The organism is Saccharothrix sabaoui (assembly GCF_051756985.1).
Taxonomy (GTDB): Bacteria; Actinomycetota; Actinomycetes; order Mycobacteriales; family Pseudonocardiaceae; genus Actinosynnema.
Genome location: NZ_JBPKJK010000263.1, coordinates 1 through 7,856, shown reverse-complemented (window position 1 = coordinate 7,856; position 7,856 = coordinate 1). Strand labels below are relative to the sequence as shown.

Annotated in this window: 6 protein-coding genes; 3 read left to right on the top strand and 3 right to left on the bottom strand. The window is 73.8% G+C overall.

All coding sequences use genetic code 11. The annotated features are described in order from the left end of the window. Positions 1 to 223 (bottom strand): hypothetical protein (locus ACR807_RS40125; protein ID WP_438926778.1); only part of this gene is annotated, 223 nt, incomplete at its 3' end. 78 nt (positions 224 to 301) lie between these two features. Here ACR807_RS40125 and ACR807_RS40120 point away from each other — a divergent pair. Further along, positions 302 to 2,383, top strand: a complete 2,082-nt coding sequence (locus tag ACR807_RS40120; protein ID WP_438926777.1) for a glycosyl hydrolase — start codon at positions 302 to 304, stop codon at positions 2,381 to 2,383. Here the strand turns inward: ACR807_RS40120 and ACR807_RS40115 are convergent. Together ACR807_RS40115 and ACR807_RS40110 are read right to left on the bottom strand one after the other, a co-directional pair. Further along, a complete protein-coding gene (locus tag ACR807_RS40115; protein WP_438926776.1) occupies positions 2,373 to 4,472 on the bottom strand; it encodes a putative bifunctional diguanylate cyclase/phosphodiesterase in 2,100 nt (699 codons plus the stop codon). The two genes, ACR807_RS40120 and ACR807_RS40115, sit on opposite strands and share 11 nt — an antisense overlap. A 14-nt stretch (positions 4,473 to 4,486) precedes the next feature. Next, entirely contained in the window at positions 4,487 to 5,323 is an 837-nt protein-coding gene (locus tag ACR807_RS40110; protein ID WP_438926775.1) for an SAM-dependent methyltransferase, read from the bottom strand. Positions 5,324 to 5,516: 193 nt separating this feature from the next. On the opposite strand from ACR807_RS40110, the gene ACR807_RS40105 reads away from it, so the two are divergent. Then, entirely contained in the window at positions 5,517 to 6,866 is a 1,350-nt protein-coding gene (locus ACR807_RS40105) for a cytochrome P450 (protein WP_438926774.1), read from the top strand. A gap of 17 nt (positions 6,867 to 6,883) precedes the next feature. Next, on the top strand, positions 6,884 to 7,856 hold a 973-nt coding region (locus ACR807_RS40100; protein ID WP_438926773.1), incomplete at its 3' end, for an alpha/beta hydrolase.

Below are 7,856 nucleotides of genomic sequence, written 5' to 3'. Positions count from 1 at the left end.
CGGTCGACACGGTCCCCCGCGGGTGGGCCGCGAGGTCGGGGTGGCGCGCGTCGCGCCTGCGCAGGGTGTCGCGGATGCGGGCGGTGACCGCCTCGCGGGTGCGTTCGGCGTCGTCGCCCAGCCGGCGGCTGCGGCCCGCCAGGTCGGCGGCTGCGGCCCGCAGGCCGGCGGCGGCGCGCAGCACCCCCGCCGAAGGACCCCCTTTGTCTATCGGGCCGCGCACCCTATGCTTCTGGGAGCGCTCCCAGAACGATGGACGCGGCCAGTGCCCCTGCCAACGACGGTGAAGGGACCACACGACGTGAGGTTGTTGCTGCTCGTCACGCTGATGGCGTCGACGCTCGCGGTGCCCGCGACCGCCGCCGCGGCGCCCGGCCCGTGGCTGGAGGCCGAGGACGGGACCCTCTCCGGCACCGTCGTGGAGTCGACCGTCGAGGGCTTCTCCGGCGCCGGCTACGTGGCCGGGTTCGACGAGCCCGCCGACGCGCTGACCATCACCGTGCCGGACAGCCCGGGCGGCCTGCACGACCTGACCGTCCGCTACGCCGCCCCGCACGGCCCGAAGAACGCCGCGCTGTCGCTCAACGGCAGCCCGGTGGGCGAGGTGCCGCTGGCCGAGAGCGCCGGGTTCACCGAGGCGACCGGCGCGAAGCTCCAGCTCGTCGAGGGCGACAACACGGTCACCTTCGGCACCGGGTGGGGCTGGTACCTGGTCGACGCCATCAGCCTCACGCCGAGCGCCCCGCCCGCGCCGGGCACGCACGAGGCCGAGGACGGCGAGCTGTCCGGCACGGTCGTCGAGTCCACCGTGCCGGGTTTCTCCGGCCGCGGCTACGTCGCGGGCTTCGACGCCGCGACCGACCACGTCACCATCACCGTCCCGGACAGCCCCGGCGGCCTGCACGACCTGTCGATCTCCTACGCCACGCCCTACGGCCCGAAGACCGCGTCGCTGTCGCTCAACGGCGCCGGCCTCGGCGACGTGGCGTTCCCGGAGAACCCGACGTTCACCGGCATCGCCGCGGGCAAGGTGCTGCTGAGCGAGGGCGACAACACCGTCACCATCACCAACAACTGGGGCTGGTACCTGATCGACTCGATCCGGGTGACGCCCAGCGCGCCGCGCGGACCGCACGGGGTGACCGGCGCCCTGACCGACCCGGCCGCCACCCCCGCCGCCAAGGGCCTCATGCGCTACCTCGCCGACAACTACGGCGAGAAGACCCTCTCCGGCCAGCAGGACCAGCCGAGCATCGACTGGGTCGAGCAGAACACCGGCAAGGCCCCGGCCATCGCGGGCCTCGACCTGATGGACTACTCGCCCAGCCGGGTCGAGCGCGGGACGACGGGCCGCGACGTCGACCAAGCCCTCGCCTACGACGCCCGCGGCGGCATCGTCACCCTGGCCTGGCACTGGAACGCCCCGTCCGGCCTGATCGACCAGCCGGGCAAGGAGTGGTGGCGCGGCTTCTACACCGACGCGACGACGTTCGACGTGGCCGCCGCGCTCGCCGACCCCGCCTCCACCGACCACGGCCTGCTGATCCGCGACATCGACGCCATCGCCGTGCAGCTCAAGCGCCTCGCCGACGCGAACGTGCCGGTGCTGTGGCGACCGCTGCACGAGGCCGAGGGCGGCTGGTTCTGGTGGGGCGCCAAGGGACCCGAGCCCGCCAAGGCGCTGTACCGGGTCCTGTACGACCGGCTGGTGCGCCACCACGGCCTGCACAACCTGGTCTGGGTGTGGAACTCGGTCGCGCCCGAGTGGTACCCGGGTGACGACGTCGTCGACGTGGTGAGCGTGGACTCCTACCCGCCGGTGGGCGACCACGGCCCCGTCATCGGCCCCTACGAGCGGCTGGTCGAGCTGGGCGGGGACCGCAAGCTCGTCGCGCTCGGCGAGGTCGGGTCCATCCCGGACCCGGAGCTGGTGCGCGCCTACGAGGCCCGGTGGAGCTGGTTCGTCACCTGGTCCGGTTCGTTCATCCAGGACGGCGTGACCAACCCGCTCGACTTCGTGCGCCGCGTCTACCACGACCCCGGCGTGATCACGCTCGACGAGCTGCCCGACTTCAAGCGCACCCCCGGCGACTGCACCGCGACCATGCGCGTGGTCGCCCGGTGGGGCAGCGGCTACCACGCCGAGGTCACCCTGCGCCACGCCGAGAACGCCCCGTCGAACGGGTGGGCGGTGACCTGGCAGCTCGGCGAGGGCCAGCGGATCGACGCGCGGTGGAGCGCGGGCATCACCACCAGCGGCACCACCGCCACGGCCACCAACCTGGCCTGGAACGCCGCCGTGAAGCCGGGGGAGAGCACCACCTTCGGCTTCCTGGCCACGGGTTCCCCGACAGCGCCTGCCTTGACTTGCGCTATCGGGTGATCGCGTCCGGTGGACCGGCGGGGGAGAACAGGGGACCGGACGCGGTGTCCGCACCCACCTCCCGCCACCACCGGGCCTGTTCGGGTGTCGTGACGCCGGTCGCGGTCAGGCCGAGGCCGGCGTCGCGCACCACCCCCAGCACCCCCGCCAGCGCGCGGGACACCGCCGACGCCGGTTCGGCGGCGGCGGACTGCGGCACCCGCACCGCGCGCACCGACAGCCCCTCGACCACCCGCACCAGGTCGCCGGGCGCGGCGGTGAAGTCCTCCACCTCGACGCCCACCCCGCCCTCGGCGAGGACCTCCAGGTTGTCCGCCGCCTCGCCGCGACCGCCGAACAACGCCTCCGCGGGCGCGCCGAGCCGCAGCGACGACGGCGCGAGCGCGGTGTCGGCCAGCGCCTCGCGCACCACGCCCACCAGGTCGGAGTCCGCGGCCTGGCCCGCCGTCAGCGCCCAGCGCACCGGCACGTCCCGGCCCAGCTCCTCGCGCCACGCCCGGGCCTGCCCGCACGCCTCGCGCAGCACCCACGCGCCCAGCGGCACGATCAGGCCGGTGTCGTCGGCCAGTGCCAGGCACTGCTCGTGCGGCACCTCGCCCAGCCTCGGGTGGTCCCACCGCAGCAGCACGTCGGCGGACTCGACCTCGCCGTCGGCCAGGCGCACCACCGGTCGGTAGAGCAGCTCCAGCTCGCCGTGCTCCCACGCGCCCGGCATCGTCGCGGCCAGGCTGAACGTGCGCCGGTCGCGGCCGTCCTGCGCCGGGTCGGCCAGCTCCCACTGCCGCCGCCCGCTCTCCCGGGCGCGGCGCAGCGTCAGGTCCGCCGAGTCGAGCAGGTCCAGCGGCGACGAGTCGCGCGGCGGGCGGTGCACGACGCCGATCGTCGCCGACACCGCGACCCGGTTGCCCCCCGAGGTGAACGGCGCGGACAGCAGGTCGTTGACGCGCCGGACGGTGCTCACCACGTCCGGCGTGCTCGCCGTGTTCTCCACCAGGATCGCGAACTCGTCGTGCCCGAACCGCGCCACCATCGCGTTCTCCCCGGCCACCAGGTCCTGCAACCGGCCGGCGACGACCTTGAGCACGTGGTCGCCGACCCGGCGGCCCAACCCGCCCGTGATGCGGGAGAAGCCGTCGAGGTCGAGGTGGTAGACGCTCACGCCGTAGCTCGGGTCGGCGGTCCGCAGCGCCTGCTCCAGCCTGCTGGTGAAGAACTGCCGGTTGGGCAGCCTGGTCAGCACGTCGTGCAGCGCCTGGTTGTTGAGCTGGCCCTGGAGCAGGTTCACGTCGGTGGCGTCCTCGGCGAGCACCACGACCCGCCGCGAGCCGTCCGCCTGGCGCAGCGGCGCGAGCGTGAGCACCACCCACGCCGGTTCGCCGTCGCCGCGCAGCAGCTGGTGCGGCTGCGTGATGGCCTCCGTGTTGCCCTCCACCAGCTCGGCCAGGTCGGCGCGCAGGGCCACCCGCCCGTCGGGGTGCGCGAGGTCGACCAGCCCGAGGCCCACCAGCTCCGCGGGCGGGCGGTCCACGATCCGCGCCAGCGCGGCGTTGGCCTCCACCAGCACGCCCTCGTGGTCGGCGACCGCGAGACCGGTGGAGGTGTGCTCCTCCACGATGTCCTGCTTGGCGCGCAGCACCTCCAGCTCGGCCTGCGACTGCCGCATCGCCCGGTACATCGAGCGGCCGAGCTGCTCCTGCTGCTCCAGCGTGCTCGTCCTGACCCGGTCCGCGAAGCCGGCGGCCAGCGCGGCGGTCACGTTCGCGACGCGCTCCGCGATCCGGTCGGCCGGGGCGAGCGAGGCCATGCCGAGCAGGCCCTTGGCCACGGCCTCCATCGACACCTGGAGCGCGTCCGCGGTGGTGCAGTTCAGGCCGACCAGCCCGGCGCCCACCTCGCGGCCCGCGCGGCCCGCCAGCGCCTCGGTCGCGACACCCGCGCACAGCCGCTCCACCAGGCCGAGCAGGTGCCGTTCGAGCTCGACGGCGGTCATCGGGACGAACGTCCGGGAACCGAGCAGGTAGGCCCACTTCTTGGCGAGCCTCGTCCGGGCGCGCAGCCCGTCCGCGTCCAGGGGGAGTGGAGCGGTCATCCCGGCTGCCCCGGTCACCGGCTCGCGTCCGGCGACGCCGGCTTGCGCCCGACGCCCACCCACACCTGGGTGTTGTCCTCGGCCCGGTCGGCGATGTCCCCGACGCCCGCCGGGCGCCACAGGGCGCAGCCGACGACACCGGGCTCGACCAGGTCGTAGCCGTCGAACAACTCCGACACCTCCTCGTGGGTGCGGTAGACCAGGTTGTCCTCGGCCCTGCTGCGGCGCACCTGGTCCGCCGCGCGGCGCATGGTCTCGGCCCGGTCGTCGGCCGTCGCGTGCGAGATCACCTGGTAGCTGCCGGCGGGCAGCCGGTCGCGGTAGCGGGCGAGCAGCCGCGCGGGCCGCTCGTCGGGGGTCAGGAAGTGCACGACCAGCAGCATCAGCAGGCCGACCGGCTCGTCGAGGTCCAGCAGCCCGGTGACCTCGGGCCTGCCCAGCAGGTCGTCGGGCTCGCGCAGGTCGGCCTGCACGGCCGCGGTCCGGTCGTCGTCGGCGAGCAGCAGGCGGCTGTGCGCGACGGCCACCGGGTCCTTGTCGACGTAGACGACCCGGGCGTCCGGGCAGAGCGCCCGCGCGACCTCGTGGACGTTGCCCACGGTCGGGATGCCCGAGCCGATGTCGAGGAACTGGCGCACGCCGCTCTCGACGAGGTGGGCGACCGCGCGGCGCAGGAACGCCCGGTTCAGCCGGACCAGGTCGCGCGCGCCGGGCAGGGCGGCGACCACCCTCTCCGCCATCGCCCGGTCCACCGCCAGGTTGTGGGCACCGCCCAGCAGGTAGTCGTAGGTCCGCGCGATGCTCGGCACGGTGGTGTCCACACCCTCGGGGACCCAGTCCAGGTCGTTCATCTGTTCTCCGGCAATGTCACGCTCGGGGGTCGGAACTGGACGACGATATCCAACCCCGTGTGGCTGTCAGGCACCAGCCGATCCATCAAGTTAACTCTAACGCGTGATGCCGCCGACGTCCGAACGGCGCATAGAGTGCACGCCGTCCACCACCGGCCGGAACCGGTGCGTCGAGTCGAGGAGCGGTGCGCCGATGACGGCGGACGCGAAATCCGGCGGAAAACGCGAGCCCCCCGCGGCTCCGGGGCGGTTACCCCTGCTCGGGCACACCGCGGCCCTGCTGGGACAACGCCTGGCGTTCACCGCGAAACTGCGATCACGTGGTCCCGTCGTGCGGGTCTACCTGGGAAAACTCCCCGTCTACTTCGTGACCACGGCCGAGTTGGCGCACCAGGTGCTCACCGCCGAGACGGACCGGTTCGACAAGGGCGTCTTCGTCGACAAACTGCGCGGTGTGTTCGGTGATGGCCTGGTCAGCACCAATGGTGAATTCTACCGGAGACAACGTCGGATGATCCAACCCGCGTTCCATCGCGGACCGCTGCGGGTGTATTCGGGGATGATGGGCGAATTGGCGTCCGACCTGGCGAATTCCTGGCGACCTGGACAGGTCGTCGCCCTCGACGAGGTGATGCAGGATTTCGCGATCTCCGTGGTGGGCCGCACGCTGTTCTCCCGGGAATTCGGTCCCGGGGTCGCCGCCGAGGTGCGCGCGCACGTCCCCGTCCTGATCCGGCTCGGCGTGGCGCGCGCCCTGTCCCCGGCCGTGCTGGAGCGGCTGCCCGTCCCCGCCAACCGCCGGTTCGACGAGGCCCTCGCCCACGTGCACCGCGTCGTGGACGACGTGGTCGACTCCGCGCGCGGCGAGCGGCAGGACCTGCTCTCGGCGCTGCTGTCCGCGCGCGACGGGGTCACCGGCGAGCCGATGAGCCGCCGGCAGGTCCGCGACGAGGTGGTCACCCTGCTCACCGCGGGCACGGAGACCACCGGGATCACCCTGTCCTGGCTGTTCCACGAACTCGCCCGGAACCCCGACGTCGAGCGGCGGGTGCACGCCGAGGTGGACGAGGTGCTGGCCGGACGGCCCGTCGCCACCGCCGACGACGTCGCGCGCATGCCGCACCTGCGCCGCGTCGTCACCGAGGTGCTGCGCGCCTACCCGCTGTGGCTGACGCTGCGCCGCACCAACACCGCCGTCTCGCTGGGCGGCGTCGACCTGCCCGCGGGCACCGAGGTCGGCCTCAGCCCGCACGCCCTGCACCACGACCCGCGCTACCACGCAGACCCGGAGCGCTTCGACCCCGACCGCTGGCTGCCCGAGCGCGCCGACGCCCTGCCCAAGGGCGCGTACGTGCCGTTCGCCGGCGGCCTGCACCACTGCCCGGGGCACGCGTTCGCGCACCTGGAGGTCGCGATCGCGACCGCCACCCTCGCCGCCCGCTGGCGGCTCGCACCCGTGCCGGGGAAACCCGTGCGCCCCAGGGTGATCGGCCTGCTGTACCCCAACCGGCTGCCGATGACCGTCCTGTCCCGTCCCCGATGAACTGGAGGTAGTCCTCCTTGCGGTACTCACTCGCCGCCGGTCTGGTCGCGCTCGTGGTGGCGTCGTCGCTGACGTCGGCCTCCGCCGAAGCCGGTCCCGCGTGCCGCCCCGTCGACGCACCGGTGACCGTCCTCGCCCAGCGCGAGGTGCTGCACGGCACGCTGTGCACGCCGGCCGGTGGCGCCACCACCGTCCAGGTGCTGATCCCCGGCGCCACCTACAACAGCTCCTACTGGGACTTCCCCGACGGCAGGCACTCGTTCCGCGCCGCGCAGAACGCCGCCGGGTTCGCCACGTTCGCCGTCGACCGGCTCGGCACCGGCCGCAGCTCCAAACCGCTCGCCGCCACGCTCACCGCGTTCACCCAGGCCGACGCCGTGCACCAGGTCGTGCAAGGTCTGCGGTCCGGCGCGTACGGCCCCCGGTTCGGACGGGTGGTCATCGGCGGTCACTCGCTCGGCGCGGCGATCAGCGTCGTCGAGGCGGGCACCTACCAGGACGTGGACGGCGTGCTGCTCACCGGCATGACGCACGCGGTCAACCCGGCCGGTGTCGCGGCGGCGTTCGCGAACTTCCGACCCGCCAACCTCGACCCGAAGTTCGGCCTGCTGCACCCGCTCGGCTACCTGACCACCGCCCCCGGCAGCCGCTACGACAGCTTCCACGCGCCCGGCCCGCTCGTGTCGGACGTCATGTCGGTGGAGGAGAGGACGAAGGACGTCTTCTCCCCGGCCGAGGCCGCGGACGGGCTCGGCGTGGCCGTGCTGCTGCCGTACAGCCTGCTGATCAACGTGCCGGTGCTGTCCGCCGTGGGCGCGCGGGACGCGGCGGTGTGCGGGCTGCTCGCCACGGACTGCTCGTCGGCCTCGTCGGTCCACGCCGCGGAGGCGCCGTACTTCCGGGCGCCGCTGCGGACCTACGTGCTGCCGGGCTACGGGCACTCCATCAACCTCGCGCCCAACGCGCGGGACTACTACGCGGCGGTCGCCG